Source organism: Mangrovimonas sp. sgz306409 (genome assembly GCF_059735265.1).
Window position 1 is genome coordinate 716,257 of the sequence record NZ_JCAPEU010000001.1, and the last position, 19,736, is coordinate 735,992.

Here is a 19,736-nt window from a genome sequence, read left to right on the forward strand (position 1 = left end):
GAAATTGCTTCTTTCAAGTTCCAACCAATAATTTATATTGTTATAGCGATAGTAGTTTTTGTCGGTAGTTGAAATTGCGTTACTGTCAAAAAATAATATATGATACCATTCCTCAAGGATAAGCTTTTTAAATGTTTTTATGTCAAAGCGCAAAATATCATGTAAAGTGTATATTTCTTTTTTCCGAGAGCTCTTTTGTTGAGAAATTTTACTTCAAATCTCAGAATTTCCTCTGTTAGCTCTGGATACCTACTTCGAAACTGAATCATCTTATCGTAAACTTTTATAACTTTATCTCTATATTTAGCTTGTTTGTATGAGCCTCTTCCTTTAACGAAAGTTGATTTCAGTTCCTTTGTTTTGTGCATTAAACAGTTTTGAATAATTTCATAAGAACTGATAGAAGGCTTTATATTAACACCAAGTTCTAAACATTGTAATTCTATTTGAAAGGGTTCTATTCCAAATTCCTCGGAGAGTTCATCGCTAACATCATGTAAGTCTTTTATCGAGAAATCATTGAAATTCTGATGTCCGTCATTCCAGAATTTATGTAAACTGCCTTCAATTGTTAAGATAGGGAAGCGGTCTTCGTCGTGCCTTTGATGATGCTTAAATGTTAAGCCTCTATACTTAGCTCTTGAAGTACGATATATTTCTCCTGTTTTTTTGCTTACTATAGTTTTGAATTCAAGCATTTCGTGGTTTAAAATGGTTTCTAAATCTTCAAATGTTCCGTTGATTCTCGCTTTTATATAATCTACCATGTTTTTTCGTTTAATTTTACCATTGCATTTTCAATATCCTCTCCCTTGAAGTAAATTCTCTTTCCGAGTGCTAAAGGGGATAGTTTGCCCTGTTTAGCCCAAGAATTGAGCGTACTAAGGTTAATGTCTAACATTTTGGCAACTTCCTTTCTGGTAAGAAATTTTTTAGGTCTATCATGTTGTAATTTGTCCTCAATGGTGTTAGCCAATTTTTCAAATTTGGAATCAATAAGTTCTTCTATTTGGCTTGGATTTAAGCCATATAATTGGGTAATATCTTTTTGTATCATCAATCTGATTTTATAATTAAAAGTTTAAAACAATAATGGTTGAAGGATTGCATGCCATCATATTCAACCATGTTTAATTTGATTTCAAATAGCTGTTTGATGGGACAAAATTAGGAGGGTTGCTTAGAGCAGTTTACAACTGAAAAATTGGAGTTGTAACTTGTTTTAGGGAGATTTTAAGCGCTGAATAAAAGAAAATGATCACTATTGAATAATTATTTTATTCATTAGCGATCATCCAATTTTTTAGAACTTTGATTTTCTAGTGAAATTATTTTCTGTTTTCAAAGTAGAATCGCCTCCAAGACTCGTAAGACATATCAAGTTCTAAAGAGTCATGTACTTTTTTTAAAGTAACTTCAAGTGTTTCATCAATAAAGGATTGGTGCAGATGTTGGATTACTTTTGGCAGCTCATATAGGTCTCCCTTTGTGTGAAGCTTCTCTGGGATTGGAATTAGGTTATTCCAATTTTTTTTTAAAAGGGCAAGGAATTTATAGGCACTCGTTTTTCCTTTTGGGTAAACTGTGTAAAACTCATTAAACTGTTTTTCGATTAAGTTTGGATTTAAGAAGTCGTTATTGTTATATTTTTGGATGTGATCCTTAACCTTGCTCATTTTCCATGAATATTTTTCTTCGTCATAAAATTGCTGTTTAATAAAAAGCATTAAAGGGTATTCTTTATATTTCTCGCTTTTATTTTTCTGTCGGCTCATGGTGATATCATGTATTATACTCATTCAATTTATGCTTTCCTTAATGTGGCATTATTGTTTTTTGCTCGTTCTGCTTTATAATACGCCTCCATTAATTGAAAGCTCTTAGCATTCTGTTGGCTAAATTTATTTTCTGATTCTCCAATGTACAATAAGAAATTTTTTTCCGTTACATGGCCTGTTATTTCCATTATTTGAGGGGTGGTGAAAAATGGAGTTCCGTATCTGTTGGAAGCAAATGATCGTCTACAGGAATGATTTGATATTAGCTTGTATTTTGGGTATACCCCATCTTTGCCATTCAGTCTTCCTTTTACCGATTCCGTTAGTTTGGCCTCTTTGCAAACCAACTTCATATATTTGCTAGATAGTGTTCTATTACTGCTGGGATTAGAACTAAATACAGGGGGGAAGTTTCCGTTGTATTTTCTCAGAATCTCTTCAACTTGTTCGGAAATTGGTATTTGTACTAATCTTTTAGTTTTGAACTGCCTTAGTTTAATAAAACGAAATCCGTTTTCTTCAATGATTTTGGATTTATTCAGCCTATGAAGATCTGAAATACGTTGGCCTATATCACAGCCTATTAAAAGCCAATCTTTTGCCATATCTAAATTTTTTTCTTTAAGAGTGATTTGGCTAATTGTATAAAGTTCGTCGATTGATAAGACTGTGATAATTCTTTCATCGGAGAACCCTTTAATGTTTTCAAAATCTGGATTCATTTGAATCCCTTGTCTTTTAGCTGCAAGCAAAATGGTCTTAAATTTTTTGAAATTATGGCCTCTTGTATTTTTAGAATGGTCTTTTTCTTCAACGAAGTAGTCGTTTAAGTCATTTGCAAATGCAGTATCTATGTCTTTAAATTTTATCTTTTTGTTATTAAAGGATTCGTAGTCTTTAATGTGATTGATTAAATAACGCATCTTATCTTTCGTGCCTTGGCTGTACTTATATTTAATTCCATCCATAATATAGGTGTCCATTTCCCTATGATACTTGTCTGCAAATGTTGTGAAAAAGTCCAGGTCAGCAGTAGGAGTTCTGTTAAAGCATTCTTCAATTTTTGTTTTTAACCAATTAGAATTTATGGAATCCTTATCAATATTTTCGTTGCTATAGTCTGCGTTATATTCTTCTAAAATGAAATCATGTAGTTTTTTTAACTTCTTATGAATGCCTTTGTTTATTTCGCTGTTCTGTTTCGGCATACATTTTCCTCTACTACGTTTTTGATTTTGTTTTGATGGTTTTTTATTGTCTATCACACCGCTCCAATCTGACTTTGGGTTTGGAATTTTAATCTTTGTTGAGCGCTCGAATTGATTTTTTCGGTCAATAGCAAAACGGATATAAACCGATGAGTTTGGGTTGTCTGATTTTAAAGAATATCTAACTGAAGCCATTGTTTATTTTTTGAAAGGCTAATATATTATTTTCTACAACGCTTTCTACAACCGTTACCATATTTTCTACAACCATAGACTATTTTAGTGGACTTGGGGTAAACATATAATCTTACTATTTACAAGGGTTTTAAGATGTTTTGAATTTGCTGAAAATATATATTACTCCCCAAGAGGGGGAGCAAGCTTAGAGAAAGCCATCAGAAATGATGGCTTTTTTTGTGCCTAATTCTTGCGAAGCCTTGTTAACTCTAGTCAAAAGGATAATTACAGTTTTCCTCTCTTTGGTTTCATATTCATTTTTCAGGAAAGAATGTGCCAATTAAACCAGATTTGTCATAGGTCCAGTAATTGTTAAAAAGGTTAAAAGAGGCCTTACCGTGTTTGAAGTAGCTGAAATAATAGGGGAATCAACAACAACAACTGTGATGAAGGTGAAAAATGTTTTGGTGTCTGGACTTAGTTTAAGTTGATATAAATAATTTTATTAACTTTATTTGGTCTGGTATTTCAGGATATCTCGGTGTTTAGCCTTTTAATTTTTTTTACAAACTGTAAAGAATTGAAAAATGTATTTTAAAGTAGCAAATAGGTGGATTTATTTATTTTTTTTCTCACTGCTAGTTTCTTGCAGTAATGACTCTGATGCTGATTATCAACCTAAAACCTTTAATGTTTATGTTTTAGACGAAGATACCGGATTACCAATACCCGATTCAAGAGCCGCCATGTTTGGTTATTATAATGATTGTACTTGGGATAATTGCGCATTTGTTGTTGACTACGCTAAAACAGACAGCGAAGGGAAAAGGATGTTTCAGCTGCCTCAGTCAGTTGTAATTGAAATTATTAATGTCACTGCACTTGGATGGAATGATGGTTATCGTGTCTTCTCCAATTATGAAGACTACATGGAATTTTACAGAAATCCACATGATATAATATTTTATCTATCTAAAACAGATTGGAATAATTAAAAATTCAGAAAACTAGGATAGTTAGTTTATTATTATTTTTAAAATTCAATCATACTTATGAAATCTTGGATGAATTGGTTTGATAACTCTAAGTTTCCTGCCAAGAAACAAAACTAATTTCCTTGTTTTCGTAAAATGTGGAAATTTCAATAGTCCTTCATTGAAATAGTTTAATAAAATAATATTAATGGGAGAAAGCCATCAGAAATAATGGCTTTTTTGTTTTTAGATTCTTTTAGAAGGACTTCTCCCTTCTTAATTTTCTTCAATTCAAATTTCTTAAATTAGTGTAAGGTTCACAGACTGTTTCGTTTCCCAAATATTTTATAGGAGTATTTGAACCGCGAATGATTGTATGGGATAGAATGAGTTTCCTTGATAATATTTAATGAGATACTGAAATGTTTACAATAGAACAAATTCACGAAGCCTTTGGAAAGGTTAAAAGTGGGGCAGACTTTCCGCAATTTGTGCAGGACCTCAAGGCCATTGGGGTGACGCACTACGATAATTTTGTGGCAGATGGGCGTACCATATATTATGGTTTGCAAGGTTTTAAGCTTGAAGGGGACTTCAAATATTCTGAGTTGCCGGTGAGTGAGGCAAGTTCTTCAGAAGCTTTGAAACAAGCATTGAAGATCCATCAGCAGGGGCAAACAGATTATTCTACCTTTTGTGCACAGGCGGCCGCTGCAGGTGTTTATAAGTGGACTACCCATATGATAGATATGAACGTTCGCTATTTTGATACCAAAGGTTCCCTATTGGTGGTTGAAGAGATTCCAAAACTTAGATAAGGATATGAAATAATAAGGTCGCCATCTGTTTTATGTTAGGCTGACTTTTGGGAATAGCGATATTAAAGAAATATGAACGTAACCGAAAAGCTTATTTTTCTTAATTATGTTCAGTGTTTTTAAAGAAACGGTACGTTGTTTAAATTACCTGTTCCCTAGATTTACTTGCGAATGAGTAATGAATTAAAAGTATTATTTTTAAAGTTTAAATAAGAAATTTCCTCCAATCAATTAGAATGTCTGTATGAAAGCCTTAAATTATGTGAGTTTAATTGTCCTATTGGTTACATCATGTAAACAAAATATAGAGGGAATTGAATTAACAATTTTAAACAATGAAATATTTGCTTATTGTCCAAAAGGTGATTGTGAGGCTTACCATGAAATTTATTATGCCGAAAATTATCAAGAGAAGTCGTTGAATAAAATGACTTTCAAAATTAAAAATAATGATGGTGTGGCTTATATTTTGTATCCATTATCATTTGATTATGGATATCATGAAAGATTTGGATGTTTAAATTTAGAAAATTTAATGATAACTGATTCGAATGGCATTAATGCGAAGTATGCGTTTATACTTACCGATGAAACAATTCAGTTATCCCATGAATATTATCTTTTCTGTAATAATTTAATTGATGATTATTACGAGGGAATTGGATATGGTGTTAAGTCTGATAAGTGGAAGTCTAATAACTCAGAGTATATTAAAAAGTGCATTAAAATTCATCCAGGAGAAACACTATATTTTGAAACCTATTTTAATCTTCCTTTCAATATGAATATTATAAATTCTCATAAATCAGGATTTTTTATTAAAGGAGATTTGGAGTATAATGTTCGTTTACAGTTTAGAAACAATAAGTTCTATGATAACTCTGAAGAAGACTTAACTGAAATTCAGAAGGAGGAATTACATGAAAATAATTATGTCTTTTATGAAAGGGATTTGATTTCGGTTAATTCAGTACCGTTGAAGATTAAGGAGTGAATGATAATAACTCCTTGTTGCTAATTTAATATCTTCTAGAAATTCCAATATTCCGTACCTTAGAGTCTCAACACAAAGGCTATGGATTATTTCGTTTCAAAAGCATCGGTGGTGCGACGTATTTGGGGCAAGAGTGATACCATCCTATTTATTTTTGCGGGAGCCTCTGCTGAGTTTGCCCTAAACAAGGCGGTGGATTGGCTGTACTTTACGGGGAAGTTACCACAAGATCCATTGGGGCGGTTGTTTTCTACGGTGGCCTATGCCCGTAACATTGTCTTTTCTTTAGCGTCTGAGGCGCACCGTGCTATCGATACCATGCGAATGATTCATACAGCGGTGGAGCAAAGCCGTGGCGATACTATTCCGGATTGGGCGTATCGAGATGTGTTGTTTATGCTCATCTATTATTCTATTGCGGCCTATGAACTGTTGGAAAAGCCCTTAACACTCGAGGAGCAGGAAGAGGTATACAATGTGTTTTATAGGGTAGGGTTACGTATGGGACTTAAGGAACTGCCTCCCAATTATAAGGCTTGGTTGCCCGTTCGCGAGGCCCATTTAAAGAACGATCTGCAACAAAGCAGTTATACCGAAGATTTGTTTGTACAATACCGCAAACACTTGGGCAATTTCAGATACCAAGTTTTGTTGGAAGCCCAAAAGTTGGTAGTGCCTACTCAGGTGAAACAGTTGCTTGGTTTTACAGGTGTTGCTTGGTTAAAACCTGTAGTGCCTGTATATCAATTCAGCAGACATCTACATCTAGATGGGCTTATCAAGAGCGTATTGCTCCCTAAAGCTTATAAGGCACAAATTAGTGCTATGGATTCTTGGGCAGGGGTGGCTTAATAATGCATTTTTGGTTTATTTCACCCACTCCGCAAGGCCTCCCTTGGCAGAATTAACATTAATACGGTAGTTGCCGTTGCCGGAAACAATCCAACGTACTTTTACGGTTTCCATTCCCGGGATGTTGCTTACCTTGATTTTTTCCGGATGCTCCACTTGCTCGGTGACCTTGTTGAAATCTTCGTCGTCCACAACCATGCCGGCCACCACGTTTACCTTATCAATACTTACCCAATCTGGGCGTTCAATGTTATATTTTAAGTCTTGGCTGGAGTGTGTAGGGATGAGGCGCTCGTTATATATAGTGGCGGTAATTTCCCTTAAACCATTGCCCAAGCTTTTTTCAGCCACGTCCGTCACACTTAATTTAGGGGTGTGATAAGCATGGTAAATGGTGAAGGCCATATTCCTATGGGCGTCCTGTTCCATTAGGAAACCTGGGTGTGCCCTGCCAAAGTTCTTTTTAAAACCGCCAATTTCTATGGTGCCATATTGGGGGTGTTGGTATTCTTTCCAATCTACAAAGGCATCGCCGAAAGTTAAGTATTGGTCCACTTTTAATTCTTCCTCTCGGTTGCCGCGGCCTTCGTTTTTATGGAAATAAAGGTAAGAGTTCATGAGCTCGTTGGAATAGCAGAAGATTCCCCTGCCGCCGTAAAACCAATCCAACTCGCCACCAAATACCGAGTAGAGGTCTTTGTATACTACCAGATATTTATAACCGGTAATGATTTCCTCGCCTTTATGGGCTATGGCATCGTATATTTTCACGTCCGATTTGTTATAAGTATCCAAATCTTCCTCGGCTCCTGGGCCCCTTAAAATCATACCACCATAGTTGTGGTAGGTCTGTGCCCCTGCAATATTGGGATGGGCCATGACAAATTCCATAATGCTGCGGCTTTCAGGAAGGCTGAAAGGATACTTGTAGGCACCCCGTTGTATATAGTCTGGTTGCCAGTTCCAGCCCCAATCCCTGTTCGGGTCGTAATAGCCAATGCCATCTTCGTTAACATCGCCATCGCCGTCGTTATCTAGGCCTTCATAGCCTAGAAATTCGTATTCGCCGCGTTGCTCGGGTGCTACCTTTATCAGGTGCTTCGGATTGAGAGGGTCTTTAATATAATTGCCATCGGGCGATTTGCGAATCATATAGGTAATGTGGTTGTCGCCATTAATATCGTCATAGCCATCCTCTCCTGCTTGTCCGTCCAGATCATTATCCAAGACTATCATACCAGAACGGGGCGAATGAGGTGTGTTGGGTTCATTCATGAAGTTATTCCGCGCATCGGGGTTGATGGTTGGGATGATGTAAAAGGTTTTGTCCTTAAGCAGTTGGTTGATAAAGTCCAATTCGCCAAACATTTCGGTGAGGTACCAAGCGGTATAGAGTGAAAATTCGGCGCCCTGTATTTCGTTGGAATGGATGTTCCCGTCAATATACATGGCCGGTTTTGTATCGGGGTCCCCTGTTTTAAAATCCGAAATGGTCAACATCAACATGTCCCTGCCTTGGTAGGACTTGCCAATACTGTGCAGTTTGGCCAAATCTGGATATGCCTGTGCTATCTGCTGCATAATGTCCCTAAGGCCCTCATAGGTATAGTAGCGGTTCCAGCTTACCCGTACTTTGGGCTTATGGGGCGTGCCAATGGCCCTAAAAAACTTTTCCTGTGCTTGCCCATACTGCAGGGCTGCCAGACATAAAACAATGCAAAGGGTGTTACGAACTATAGTCTTCATCTTTTAAAGTTTTAAGGCATTGGTTGCATATGCTGTATGTGGGGCCCCTGCTGTGAGGGTGACATTTCCTGAGCCCTTGACAATCCAGGTTAGGGTCTTTTTTTCGTAGGCCTTAAGATGGTCTATAAGTTGCGTAGGATTGCCCGCTACCAGTTGCTCTTGGGGTTTGTTGATGCTAACCTTTAGCTTTTGCAGCCATCTGGATTTTGAACCCAATTGTGAGTGGGTGGGCAGTGGCGCATTGTTGTAGAGGTCGGCAGTGATGCGCACCAAGCCGCCATCCAATTTTTGGGTGCGCACATTGTGCCACTCCAGTTTGGGTTGAAGTTTGGTAAATTCCACAATAAAATTGGTATGGCTTATGGCAATGCTATCTACCATTCTAAAGGGAGGTGTGGTGGTAGCAAATGGTTGTAGTCCGCCTACTTCCACAGTTTGGTTGGGGAAGTCGGGGTGGGTAATGGGTTGCCAAGGCACAAATAGTTCCTGTAGCCCTTCCTGTTCAACCCACCTCATAACGTTCACTTCATAGGGCAGTGCGTCGTCTTTGTCTTTTTTCTCTTTGGAACCCTCGCCTTCTTTGGTCTCGATTTTTATTTCTGGAATCCACCATGCCGGAGTGCTGAAACTAAACCTTCCGAAGTGAAAATAGGCCCATTGAAACAGGTCGCCACCGGTGCCTTGATTGGTCTGTTTATAAGGCTTCGCCTTCACATTGGCATTGTATAGGTCGGACACCATTTTATTCACGGTAGCATCTTCTTCCAAAATGGAGCTTATAATTTTTTTATCAGTGCCCTGTTTGTTATAAGCTAGTGGGGTAGACAGGTTGTTTTCGGGCCCAAAACAGATAAAGGCATAAATGTTGGGCTGGGTAAAGAGGTAGTCTATAAAGTAGCGGGTTTCCTTTTGCGAAGCGGCGTAATCACCTGCAAAGGGTTTAAATATGGGGAATTTATAGGTGAAGGTTTTGTTGAAGGCGATGCCCTCGGCAGGGTCTTCGTTCCATTGGTGGTCCTTGTCGTTGTCAATCCCTTCGGTGTAGACCAAATAGGTTCCCGCTTCACCCTTGGCACGGTTGGCCTTTACCAACATGCGGTTGTCTTCCGCAGCGGGAATGTAAGTACCCAAGGCGCTCTTTACACGCATTTGGGTGATGAGGCCATCCCCATTCAAATCCTCATAAGGGTCTTCGCCCTTACTGCCATCGCGGTCGTGGTCTGATGTTACGGCATTGCCCAAGCGCTCATATTTTAGGGCAGCGTGGTACTGTGCATAGGCATCTGGTGACATGTTGGGAAACACATAAAAGGTGGTGTGCTCTAAAACGGTTGGATGGTCTGCCAATAGACGTTCGGCAAACTGAAGGGCCAATTCTACCCCAAGCACATGAGGGCCTTCGGTGGCGCCCACTATGACAATGCCCGGTTTTTGGTCTTGGTTATCGCTTCCCAAGGTCAACAGCCAGATATCTTGGTTGCCTTCGGTTGTTCCCAAGGAACTTAGGTTGGCATTCTTGCTGGATTTGGCAATGGCCTGAAGGCGTTTATGGATGTCGGTGTTGGTGGGATAGTCCTGCGCCATTAAGGCATGGCAAGTAAGGAAAAGGCAATAAAAGAGGCTTGCATAGAGGGTTTTCATAGGCCGCAAAGGATTGGTTACAAGGGTTTCGCTATTAAATGTAATAAATTTTGATGATTTTATGTTTTGAAGAGAAGGGGCGGTTGCTTATTTTTGGTCGCTGATTTCAAAATCAACAGGTCACAACGGGATGTAGCGCAGCCTGGTAGCGTACTAGCATGGGGTGCTAGGGGTCGCTGGTTCGAATCCAGTCATCCCGACCAAGTGAAAGCCGAACTTATGTTCGGCTTTTTTGTTTTTGCTGGGGTTGTATAAACTGCGTTTTAATGCAGTTTACTTTGTTGGGTATAGTTTTATTTCATTAATAAAGTCAAGTTTTCCTGTGAAAGTTTCAACATTCCTTCCTTCTGAAAAGCAGTTGGCAATGTTCATTTCTTCAAATTCTGGCCACCAAATGTTGTTGTCTGGTGTGTTAATTTTCGATAGAAATTCGTAACCATAATGAAAATGAATCATTGAATAAAGACCGTACGAAAAAAAAGGAAGGTATTTTCCTATTGGGTTGTCGAAATCGTGAAGCCATTTAGAACTTTTATGCAGTTTGGTTACTTCTCCTAGATGAATCGATATTTTAGAGTCGTTTTTTTTCAAAATAGCTAATAGCGTACTAACAATTTCGGTTTCAAATCTTGTGTTCTTTTTAGATAAGAAAAATTCCGTTTCATTTTCTATTTCATTTTGGTCTAATTCTCCTCTAATGGCCAGAATAAGATTGATTGCAGCAATTAAAAACCGATGACCGCTGGAACTTTTTCCGATATCCTTTGGTAGATGTTTGTCTACTAAGTCGTAATTATTTCCTGCATAACAATACATAATTGGTTTCAATCTTAAACAGTGGTCGTAACCGCCAGCCAATTCGTAAGTAGAATTAATATGATTGAAAGTGAAAAAAGAGTTTAATAGTATTTCGGGGGAGTTATTCTTAAGTGCAAAATCATAGAAAAAATAGAGTAATTCTCCACTTCTTAACATTCGTAAGAATACCTTTTCCAGGGACCAATCTTTCATGGTCGGGTTTCTAGGTGGATAAGACGATGAAATCTTATCAAACCTATTATCCAAAAATTCTAGAAATTCGTCTACGCTATTGTAACTTAAATCCTCTAGCCCTGATTCGTAATTTTGGTTTTCCGATTTTGAGAGTTTAAGACTCATAGTACCTCTTGTAATTATACCCAACATACGGTTAAACACCATGGTGGTTAAATATATAGTGCTGTTGTTTTTTGCTAAAGTTAATGGTTTTTATATTGTGTGATCAGCAAAACTGAGTTTTGTTTCATGGCATACATCTTTGGTTGGAGTGATTACCTAAAAATAACAAAAAAGCCGAACTTATGTTCGGCTTTTTTGTTATTTGGAGACTGTAGAAGCTTTCATATTGCTTCTGTTCATTTTCTTTGCTCGTCCAAAGAAAACGAACCAAAAGAAAAGACGCCCTGTCAGTAGGCATTTTTGTGCTTCTTCCAGAATCCCAAAACCGTTCACAAATTCCTAAACTTGGTCCAAGGCTTCCCAAGTTCTTAACGGAATTTGTTCTCTATGCTTATGACAGGTTTTTCCGCCCATGGCGGAAGTGGGTTTTTAAACCATATTTCCAACCAAACCATTCCATAGAAACACCCACTTAAAACAGACAATCAACCACTCCTTAACATACCTTTCTAGGGGTTTTCTTCGAGGATTCTTCGAGTTTTCCTCGTAAAATAAGGCTTTTTACGAAGAATCCTCGAAGGAAACAAGAACCAAAGACGAACCAAGCTATAACAAGTCTTTGGTTTGTATGGATTGATGGAGGGCATTGTTGGGGGGCAGAGATGCGCTTAAATTTTGGAATTTTAAGTGTTGAAAAAAGGGTTATATTGCCCTATAATTACAAACCAACCGCGCCTTATGGGCGCTTGCTTAACCCCTTTTATGGCCAGATGCCCCAATTGTAACCACAGTATTGGTGTGATGCCTACATGGTTTCTTCACGATCCCAAAAGTAGGTTGCAATGTCCTTCCTGCTACACTTTTTTGAAATTGCAAAAAGCTTCTTTGGGCGTGTTTTTTATGAGTTGTGTGGTAGTGGTTGTTGCGGCACTTAAAGGAAGTGAGGACTGGTTGGATTCCGCTAATTCCGATCGTTTAATTCCTTTGGAGATTGGTGTGTTTGTGCTGTTGTCCTTTTTGTTTTATCTGCAAGTACGTTTGGAGTTGCATCCCAACCAAAATGCTAATGAAGGGTATAAAGAGAGGAACGGTAACGTGAATCTGTACCTGTTTTTGGATGATGAACGCGTAAGCTATTTAATGGGAAAGTTTGCCAATAGAACCGTTGGAGAATTACGCCGCATCATGAATGATTCCTGTAGACTTCCCGAAGCCCATGAAGCCGCTAGACAGGTATTGGCTGGACGAAAGGGCAGCAGGAAGACATATTAACTTTCGTAAAACCTACATTCCTCAATGTAAATCCGCTGTGAGCAACAATGTTGCCATTCGTTAAAATTCTGCTAAGGCTTTTAAAAATCCGTTAAAGTTTTCATAACTTTAAATCTTTGCAAATCACTAAACTGCACACTATGCCACAATACAGCTTGCACATAAATGGGGCCATACATCAGGTGGATGTGGAGGCCGACACCCCTGTACTTTGGGTCCTGAGGGACCATTTACAATTGGTGGGTACCAAGTACGGCTGCGGCATTGGGCAGTGCGGGGCCTGCACCATTCATTTAAACGGCAACGCGGTACGTTCGTGCTCCTTGCCGGTAAGTGCCGTGGCCAATGAAGGGATGAAACTTACCACCATCGAAGGACTTTCCAAAGATGGTACGCACCCTGTACAAAAGGCTTGGTTGGAAGTAGATGTGGCCCAATGTGGCTACTGCCAAGCAGGACAGATCATGAGTGCGGCCGCCCTATTGGAGCGCAATCCCAGCCCTTCCGAAGACGATATTCGCAATGCCATGACGGGCAATCTGTGCCGTTGTGGTACCTATACCAGAATCAATAAGGCCGTTGCCATGGCCGCCAAAGACCTATAAGCAGCCATGACACACATTAAAACCCATTTCAATAGACGTTCGTTTTTAAAGGTTTCCGCTGTGGGCGGGGCCGGTTTGATGCTACAGTTCAGTTGGCTTTCGGGCTTGGCGCACAGTAGCAGCAATGCCGAAGCGGTTGAGGGCCTCTTCAACATCAATGCCTTTATCAGGATGAATGAAGACGGGACCGTGACCATCATGTCGCCCAACCCCGAAATAGGACAGAACGTTAAAACCTCGATGCCGCTTATTGTGGCTGAGGAATTGGATGTGGACTGGGACCAAGTTCAGGTAGAACAGGCGCCCTTGGACACCGAAAAATATACACGCCAATTGGCGGGAGGGAGTCAATCCATCCGTCAAGGTTGGGACAGCTTGCGAATGGCGGGGGCTACGGCACGCTATTTAATGCTGGCTTCGGCAGCCAAATTATGGAGCATGTCTCCTGATGAATTGGTGACCGATAAGGGTATGGTGAAACATTTGCCTAGCGGAAAAAGTATTGCCTATAAAGACCTCTTGCAGGAAGCAGCTACCATTGAGATACCCGAAGAGGTGCCGCTAAAAGACCCGAAAGATTTTAAGTTGATTGGGACTTTTGTGAAGAACGTGGACGGCAAGGGCATTGTTACTGGGAAGCCGCTGTTTGGTTTGGATTATATGGAAAAGGGCATGGCCATTGCCATGATTGTGCATCCGCCCGCTTTTGGAATGCAGTTGGATGGCTATAAAGCCGACAAGGCCAAGAGCATGCCGGGCATTAAAAAGATATTTACTGTGAATACGGCTTTGGAGAAGCCACAGTGGTCTGATGTGAATGCCTTTAATGAGCTCTTGGTAGTGGTAGGCAATAGCACCTGGCAGGTGATGAAAGCCAAAGAAGCCCTAGAGGTACGTTGGAAAACCGTAAGTACTTTGGAAGCCACTACGGCACATTTGGATAGTTTTAGCAGTGTATTTGATAAGAGTGAAGGAGAGGTAGGCCGAAAGGATGGCGGCCCCGATGGGGTATTTGCCTCGGCAGAGAAGGTTGTAGAAAGCGGGTATACCGGGGCCTTTTTGGCCCACAATACTATGGAACCCATGAACTTTTTTGCGGACGTTACCGCAGATAAGGCAAGATTGATTGGCCCCATACAAACCCCAGAACAGTTGCGGCAATCGGCTGCAAGTCTGTTGAACATGCCCGAATCCAAGATTTTTGTAGATATGACCCGCATGGGTGGTGGCTTTGGAAGACGCCTCTATGGGAACTTTGGTTTGGAGGCGGCCGCTATTTCTAAAGCTTATGGTGGCCCAATAAAATTAATCTATACCCGAGAAGATGATATGACACAGGGGACGTACCGTCCGTCGTACCACATACAATACCGAGCTGCTTTGGACAAGAAAGGGAACCTTACCGCTTTTGAAGTGAAGGGGGCTGGGATTCCGTCGAGTCCGTTGTTTCCGGATAGGTTTCCGGCTGGTACGGTAGCGCATTACAAGGCTACGCATTATGGTATTGATACCAATATTTCTACTGGGGCTTGGCGTGCACCAAGGTCCAATTTTGTGGCCGGTGCCGAACAGTCCTTTTTGGATGAAGTAGCGGAAGCTGCGGGTAAAGATCCTATCGATTTTAGGTTGCAGCTATTTGATAGAGCCATTAAAAATCCGGTGGGTGAACGTAACGATTACGATCCCGAGCGCTATGCAGGCGTCCTGAAATTGGTACGCGACAAAAGTAATTGGGGAAGTAAAATGCCCAATGTATATCGTGGTGTGGCAGCCTATTATTCGCATAATTCCTATGTGGCCCAAGTATTCGATCTGGAAAAGGTGGATGCTGCCAATATTCGCATTAAAAAAGTGTGGTGCGCGGTAGATTGTGGGATTGTGGTGAACAAGGAAGGGGCCATTAACCAGATTGAGGGCGGTATCATTGACGGCATAGGCCATTGTATGTATAGCCAGTTGACTTTTGAAAAGGGGGCCACACAACAGCAAAATTTTGATGGGTACCATCTTATTAGAAACAATGAGGCGCCTTTGGAAATTGCCGTATTTTTTGTGGACAATGGTATTGCGCCTACAGGCCTTGGCGAGCCTTCGTTGCCTCCTGTGGCAGGAGCTTTGGCCAATGCGCTTTACAAAGCGACGGGCACACGTTACTACAGGCAACCGTATATGGTAGTGCCACAACAACCTAAATTTGTGGGCTAGTTTACAGTTTTAATATCTTTTGATAGGCTTCGGGGGTGTCTACATCCAAATTCTCGAAGTTTGGTGTCAAGGCCATCACTTCCGATTGGTGTGCCTTCAGAATGCTTTTGGCACCGGATTCTCCCTGAAGTGACTTTAGCATTTCAAAATAGCGCTTCGGAAATAGGGCAGGGACGCCTAAGGAGGTCCCATACTTGGTGGCTATAGGTTTAGAGCTGTGTTCTTGCGAGGTCTTCAGCATTATATTTAAGTATTCGGTGGTAACCAAAGGTTGGTCTGCCAAAGTGAAGAGTACTGTGTTGACCGTTGGAAGCTCGTCATTTAGATACTGTAAAGCTGCTGCAATGCTGCTTCCCATACCTTCTTTCCAATGTATGTTTTCTATAGGTATGACGTTATCCGGAATCCCATATTCTAAGATTTCTTGGCTATGGGCGCCCAATACACAAAGGGTATGATTGGCTTGTGTGCCAAGCGCGGTTGTAAGGGCATGGCCTAAAAGCGTGGTGCTTTTATAAGGCAACAATTGCTTGATTTGCTGCATGCGGCTAGCTTCCCCTGCAGCTAAAACGATGATGGCACTGTGTGACATAGGTCTTGTAGTGTTAGGGATGGATATTCCGGAGGTAGGACCGAAGGGAGGGCACTTCCCGATGGCGCTTTACCGCAATGATTTCACTAAGGATGGAAAGGGCAATTTCCTGTGGTGTGATGGCGCCAATGGCTATACCTGCAGGGCTAAAAATGCCGTCCAAAAATTCCGAAGCAATATCGGGTTGGTGTTCTATGAGTTCATTGAGTAGCTTTTCCCTTCGGTGATAGGAGCCCAAAATGCCCATATAAAAAGGCTGGGTTTCGGACAACTGTAACACAAAGTGCAGGTCGCGGGCATAGTTGTGGGTCATGAGCACAATGGCCGTATGCGCATCGATAGGCAGGGGCCATTGCTGCTCTGGGTTGAGGTGGTATATGGAGGAAACGCCTGGAAAATCTATGTCGTTCTTGGGGTCTTTTGGGGAGGCTATCAATAGGACTTCCCAACCTAATTGGGCAGCCGATTTGCAAAGCTGTACAGCATCGTGTTCGGCCCCAATAATAATCAATCGTGAGAGTGGGGTGAATTCCTGTTGAAAACTGAGGTGCTCAGTTTGTAAACTCACTTCATCCACGTCTGACCTAAATGCTATGTGCGTACCATTTTCAAGCTTTAACACCGAACCAAACGAGGCATCTGTTTTATCTTCCTTTTGAAAATAGGAAGTCCATTGCATGGGCCTACGTGTCGAAAGTTCTTTTTGTATGGTGTTAAAGGCTGTTTCTGTGATGCTAAAGGGTTCCAATAGAATGAAAAGAGTGCCCTCACAGCCCAGTCGATAGCGCCCTTCGTAGGTCATCACTTTGGGTATATCCTTCTTAAACACCGATAGTGATTGCAGCACGACTTCTTTTTCCACACAGCCACCGCTTACGGCACCTGTGATATGGCCGTTTTCATCAATGAGCATCTGTACCCCGGGTTTCCTGTAGGAGGAGCCGTCTAGAGCCACGACGGTTGCCAAGACGTGTTTTAGGTGCCTTTTTTGGCTGCTATGGGTCTGTTCTAGGATGTTTTTGAATTCATGGGTCATCCTTTAAAAGTACAAAATCTTGGGGTAGGTTGAAAGGGATTTTACCTTGTTAGTTTTTGTGGTGTGGCTGCTCATTTTAGCTGCGCTGAATCTTCGATTTCTTTGCTCGTACAAAAATGAAGGAAACCCAATTGTGGACGACAAGCTGACATTCCCCTTAGGCCCCATTCAAAGGGGGAATTACTAGAGGTTCTGGTGGCACCGGAATGAGGTATTGAAATCTTGAAAATCATATTCTGACAAAGAGGGAGTAATTTACTTATGAAGAATACAGGAAAATTTAGGGTTGTAAAGTTTTTTATTTTTTGTGTTCGATCATTTTGTAATTCTAGATATTCTACTGATTTGTTTTGATAAAACTATCTAGAGTTCTTCCGTCAATCGTTGGATTTAAGTATCCATTTTCAGGAACATAAATTTGATTGTTATATTCTTCAACTTTTCCTTGTTCAAAATTGAACCAAGGAACTAATTCTATATTACAATAACCATCGTTTATCCATTCCCAATTGCCTTTATACCATGTGTCAAATTCCCCTCCAATGTAGTGTACGTAAGTGCCATTACTGTTAAGTTTTAAATATTCCTTAACGTCTTCTTGTTTTTCACATGTATACTCACCTTCAACATCTGAATTACATGAGCTTAAATTCAAGCAGCTATTTAAATAAATTAGAGGTAAGAGTGTGCAAACAACCTTTATCCTAGAATGTAATTTATTTTTCATTTTATTAAGTTGAAATGTGATTTTTGGGATAAACTGGATTATGATCTTTATATATTAATTAGGATTGTTGTAATCTTTTTATTTAATGTCTTTTAGTTGTTACTAGACTTTTATTTGAGTACAGTGTATGAGTGCTTTGTTTGTGTTATACGATTACACAATCCCCATTTTTTGAAGTAGGAAGCTGGCATTCATGTTTTGGCAGATGCCTTTTTTGAGCTTGTAGTCAAAAAATAGTTCGTCATTCACTATTTGGGCATCAAAGTAATAGTTGGCAACAGGCGGTAATTCCTTTTCTATTTCACATAAACTCAAGTCGTGGGTGGCAATGATGCCCGTAGCATGTGTGGCCACTAGTTTTTCCACAAACTTACGGGAGCCAATGGCTTTATCGGTGCTATTGGTGCCTTTTAGGATTTCGTCCAAGATGATGAAATAAGGCTCGTCTTGGATAGCGTCCACGATATGTTTTAATCTGGTCAACTCTGAAAAAAAATAACTGCTGTCATCGGTCAAGGAATCGGTGGTGCGCATGCTTGTAATCAACTTGATAGGGTGGTAGCTGCTTTCTTGAGCGCATACCGGAAGCCCAACATTGGCCATCACGATGTGCAGAGACACCGTACGTAAAAAGGTGCTTTTTCCCGCCATGTTGGCGCCAGTAACAATAAAGAACTGTTGGTTGTCGATGATGAGGTCGCTTGTGATGCGTTTGTTGGTATCCAATAAGGGGTGGCCCAAACCTCTGGCATGGATCAAGGATTGGTCCTGCACAATTTTAGGGTACACAAACTCAGGTTGATTAAAGGCGTAATTGGCCAAAGAGTTATAAGCTTCAAAAAAGGAAACAACGTCAAACCATTCTTTGGTCACTTCCTTATAAGTTGCTATCCATTGTTCGATATGATAACTATGTTTTAGGTCGGTTAGGAACAGGCCATTTCCAAAAACGGCGGAGATCAGGTTGTTTCTATTATCCAAAGCATCTAGGTAGCCTGACAATTGTCCAAATATGTCCGAGGCCTTTTTATGATGGGATTGAATCTGTTCTTGTTTCTCGGTTAGGAGTTTCGATTGGAACGTTTGCGCTTCAATTTGTTGCAATAATTGTGCATACTGACGAAACGTATCTTTTACTTTATCGGTATGAGCGGCAAGTATGTTTATTTTCTTTAAATGACGCCCCGTGATCATGAGTCCTAATAACAACCAATAGCCGATGATGGACATTGGGATGAGTTGGAATACCGTTAATGCCAATAGTCCTAAAGACGCTATGCTAAACCCTAAGGGAAGGTATTTAAATAATTGTTTTGCAAAGGGTTTGTATTGTTGTAGCCAATTAATGATGTCCTTGTTTGGTGTTTCCACATGAATTAAGGAGGCTAAAGCCGCAAAGTTTTGACGCCATTCGGGGAGCTTGGTGAGTTCCTTAATGGCTTCTTGGCGTTTGGCGATGTTGACAATGTTATTGGCGGTTAAGGTATTTGCTAAATACCGTTTGCCTTCTTTGGTTTTAGTGCGATTTATGGTTTGGAAAAAGGAGCCTTTTCCGAAGAGATCAATGTCTAAACTATAGGCGTGGTGCGGATCTAAGAATTTTTCTCCAGTAGGCTGTTTGTCATAGTTGCCTGAGAGCATGTCCAACTCGGCTTCATTGATGTTGATCAAGGCTTTGGTTAAGGCACGCTGGCGTTTTAAATCGGTGTATTTTGAGAGCAGGAATACAAAGAAAAAGGTTCCTATAACTCCTATTGCCAAAGCAAAGTGCCATGTGCTGAAGGTAAAGTAAATGCCGATGGCGGCAACCAAAAAGACCGTTAGGCGCAGAGAGCTTAAAGCCACCAATTTTTTATTGAATTGCTTTAAATGATTTTGATGGTTTTCTAATTGGGTTTTATAGAAGGTTGTAGGTTGTTCCATGGCATGTAAATGAAGGTTAAAGAAACAAAA

General features: G+C 40.3%; 18 protein-coding genes and 1 tRNA gene. 8 read left to right on the forward strand and 11 right to left on the reverse strand.

The genetic code is table 11. The annotated features are described in order from the left end of the window. Positions 1–137: 137 nt before the first annotated feature. From AC6I5C_RS03220 to AC6I5C_RS03235, 4 genes are all read right to left on the reverse strand, one after another. Positions 138–767, reverse strand: a complete 630-nt coding sequence (locus tag AC6I5C_RS03220) for a hypothetical protein (RefSeq protein WP_497903916.1) — start codon at positions 765–767, stop codon at positions 138–140. Next, positions 761–1,057 (reverse strand): helix-turn-helix domain-containing protein, encoded by a 297-nt coding sequence (locus tag AC6I5C_RS03225; protein ID WP_497903917.1) that lies wholly within the window; start codon positions 1,055–1,057, stop codon positions 761–763. The genes AC6I5C_RS03220 and AC6I5C_RS03225 overlap by 7 nt, the downstream gene beginning before the upstream one ends. Positions 1,058–1,328: 271 nt before the next feature. Then, on the reverse strand, positions 1,329–1,799 hold the full coding sequence (locus AC6I5C_RS03230) for a hypothetical protein (protein WP_497903918.1): 471 nt from the start codon (positions 1,797–1,799) through the stop codon (positions 1,329–1,331). Positions 1,800–1,804: 5 nt separating this feature from the next. Continuing rightward, positions 1,805–3,181, reverse strand: a complete 1,377-nt coding sequence (locus AC6I5C_RS03235; protein WP_497903919.1) for a phage integrase SAM-like domain-containing protein — start codon at positions 3,179–3,181, stop codon at positions 1,805–1,807. A 569-nt stretch (positions 3,182–3,750) separates the two neighbouring features. On the opposite strand from AC6I5C_RS03235, the gene AC6I5C_RS03240 reads away from it, so the two are divergent. From AC6I5C_RS03240 to AC6I5C_RS03255, 4 genes are all read left to right on the forward strand, one after another. Beyond that, the gene (locus tag AC6I5C_RS03240; RefSeq protein ID WP_497903920.1) at positions 3,751–4,158 is read left to right on the forward strand and encodes a hypothetical protein; all 408 of its coding nucleotides are present in this window, start codon (positions 3,751–3,753) and stop codon (positions 4,156–4,158) included. A gap of 401 nt (positions 4,159–4,559) precedes the next feature. Continuing rightward, a complete protein-coding gene (locus AC6I5C_RS03245) occupies positions 4,560–4,955 on the forward strand; it encodes a DUF1398 domain-containing protein (RefSeq protein WP_497903921.1) in 396 nt (131 codons plus the stop codon). A 244-nt stretch (positions 4,956–5,199) separates the two neighbouring features. After that, the gene (locus AC6I5C_RS03250) at positions 5,200–5,949 is read left to right on the forward strand and encodes a hypothetical protein (protein WP_497903922.1); all 750 of its coding nucleotides are present in this window, start codon (positions 5,200–5,202) and stop codon (positions 5,947–5,949) included. Positions 5,950–6,030: 81 nt separating this feature from the next. Next, entirely contained in the window at positions 6,031–6,801 is a 771-nt protein-coding gene (locus AC6I5C_RS03255) for an oxygenase MpaB family protein (RefSeq protein ID WP_497903923.1), read from the forward strand. A 15-nt stretch (positions 6,802–6,816) separates the two neighbouring features. On the opposite strand, the gene AC6I5C_RS03260 is transcribed toward AC6I5C_RS03255, so the two are convergent. Together AC6I5C_RS03260 and AC6I5C_RS03265 are read right to left on the reverse strand one after the other, a co-directional pair. Continuing rightward, positions 6,817–8,547: a M14 family metallopeptidase gene (locus AC6I5C_RS03260; protein WP_497903924.1), complete on the reverse strand. Its 1,731-nt coding sequence runs from the start codon at positions 8,545–8,547 to the stop codon at positions 6,817–6,819. A gap of 3 nt (positions 8,548–8,550) precedes the next feature. Continuing rightward, positions 8,551–10,188, reverse strand: a complete 1,638-nt coding sequence (locus AC6I5C_RS03265) for a M14 family metallopeptidase (protein ID WP_497903925.1) — start codon at positions 10,186–10,188, stop codon at positions 8,551–8,553. A 126-nt stretch (positions 10,189–10,314) separates the two neighbouring features. Between AC6I5C_RS03265 and AC6I5C_RS03270 the strand changes: the two genes are divergently transcribed. Then, positions 10,315–10,391: transfer RNA gene (locus tag AC6I5C_RS03270), tRNA-Pro, on the forward strand. 70 nt (positions 10,392–10,461) lie between these two features. On the opposite strand, the gene AC6I5C_RS03275 is transcribed toward AC6I5C_RS03270, so the two are convergent. Beyond that, positions 10,462–11,346, reverse strand: a complete 885-nt coding sequence (locus tag AC6I5C_RS03275; RefSeq protein ID WP_497903926.1) for a hypothetical protein — start codon at positions 11,344–11,346, stop codon at positions 10,462–10,464. Between the two features lie 738 nt (positions 11,347–12,084). Here AC6I5C_RS03275 and AC6I5C_RS03280 point away from each other — a divergent pair. The 3 genes from AC6I5C_RS03280 (at position 12,085) to AC6I5C_RS03290 (ending at position 15,428) form a co-directional block, all read left to right on the forward strand. Further along, positions 12,085–12,618 (forward strand): hypothetical protein, encoded by a 534-nt coding sequence (locus tag AC6I5C_RS03280; RefSeq protein WP_497903927.1) that lies wholly within the window; start codon positions 12,085–12,087, stop codon positions 12,616–12,618. Between the two features lie 140 nt (positions 12,619–12,758). After that, positions 12,759–13,223, forward strand: coding sequence for a (2Fe-2S)-binding protein (locus AC6I5C_RS03285; RefSeq protein ID WP_497903928.1), 465 nt, complete (start codon positions 12,759–12,761; stop codon positions 13,221–13,223). 6 nt (positions 13,224–13,229) lie between these two features. After that, positions 13,230–15,428 carry a xanthine dehydrogenase family protein molybdopterin-binding subunit gene (locus AC6I5C_RS03290; protein ID WP_497903929.1) on the forward strand — a complete coding sequence of 733 codons (2,199 nt, stop codon included), beginning with the start codon at positions 13,230–13,232 and terminating at the stop codon, positions 15,426–15,428. 1 nt (position 15,429) lies between these two features. On the opposite strand, the gene AC6I5C_RS03295 is transcribed toward AC6I5C_RS03290, so the two are convergent. The 4 genes from AC6I5C_RS03295 to AC6I5C_RS03310 all read right to left on the reverse strand — a co-directional run bounded on the left by AC6I5C_RS03295 (position 15,430) and on the right by AC6I5C_RS03310 (position 19,706). After that, the gene (locus tag AC6I5C_RS03295) at positions 15,430–16,020 is read right to left on the reverse strand and encodes a nucleotidyltransferase family protein (RefSeq protein WP_497903930.1); all 591 of its coding nucleotides are present in this window, start codon (positions 16,018–16,020) and stop codon (positions 15,430–15,432) included. A 13-nt stretch (positions 16,021–16,033) separates the two neighbouring features. After that, positions 16,034–17,056 carry an XdhC family protein gene (locus AC6I5C_RS03300; RefSeq protein WP_497903931.1) on the reverse strand — a complete coding sequence of 341 codons (1,023 nt, stop codon included), beginning with the start codon at positions 17,054–17,056 and terminating at the stop codon, positions 16,034–16,036. 337 nt (positions 17,057–17,393) lie between these two features. Next, positions 17,394–17,711: a hypothetical protein gene (locus AC6I5C_RS03305; protein ID WP_497903932.1), complete on the reverse strand. Its 318-nt coding sequence runs from the start codon at positions 17,709–17,711 to the stop codon at positions 17,394–17,396. A gap of 225 nt (positions 17,712–17,936) precedes the next feature. Next, the gene (locus AC6I5C_RS03310) at positions 17,937–19,706 is read right to left on the reverse strand and encodes a MutS-related protein (protein ID WP_497903933.1); all 1,770 of its coding nucleotides are present in this window, start codon (positions 19,704–19,706) and stop codon (positions 17,937–17,939) included. Positions 19,707–19,736 lie beyond the last annotated feature (30 nt).